The 711-nt window shown below is 52.5% G+C and carries 1 protein-coding gene; it reads right to left on the bottom strand.

What is annotated here, in order from left to right:
- On the bottom strand, positions 1-678 hold a 678-nt coding region (istA, locus tag ACUU1M_RS20430; protein WP_050901549.1), incomplete at its 3' end, for an IS21-like element IS100 family transposase.
- Positions 679-711: the final 33 nt, after the last annotated feature.

The following is a 711-nucleotide window of genomic DNA, read 5'->3' as shown; positions in this document are numbered from 1 at the left end:
CCTGAAGGGGCGACACAGTCGGGGAGAGAAGCCCATCTCCTTGCCGAACTGCCACAGCGAAGGATGGAACCGGTGCTGACCGGTCTGATATGCGTCACGTTGCAGAACCACAGTTTTCATATTGTCATACAACACTTCGCGCGGCACACCACCAAAGAAGCGGAACGCATTACGATGGCAGGTCTCCAGCGTGTCATAACGCATATTGTCAGTGAATTCGATGTACAACATTCGGCTGTATCCGGGAACAGCAACGAACACGTGAAGCGGTGAGCGACCATTACGCATAGTGCCCCAGTCAACCTGCATCTGTCGTCCGGGTTCAGTTTCGAACCGAACGGCAGGCTCCTGCTCCTGAGGAACCGAGAGAGAACGAATGAATGCCCTGAGAATGGTCATTCCGCCACGATATCCCTGGTCTCTGATCTCGCGAGCGATTACCGTTGCCGGGATTTTGTAAGGATGAGCATCGGCGATGCGTTGACGAATATAATCCCGGTATTCATCCAGGAGTGAAGCAACAGCAGGTCGCGGCGTATATTTTGGCGGCTCAGATTTTGCCTGCAAATAACGTTTAACGGTATTGCGGGAGAGCCCCAGTTCTCTGGCAATCGCCCGGCTACTCATTCCCTGCTTGTGCAGGATTTTAATTTCCATAACTGTCTCAAAAGTGACCATAAGCTCTCCTGAATCAGGAGAGCAGATTACCCC

The organism is Shigella sp. SIG6 (genome assembly GCF_053555815.1).
Note: the sequence above shows the minus strand (reverse complement) of the source record. Positions and strands in the feature narration are given on the sequence as shown.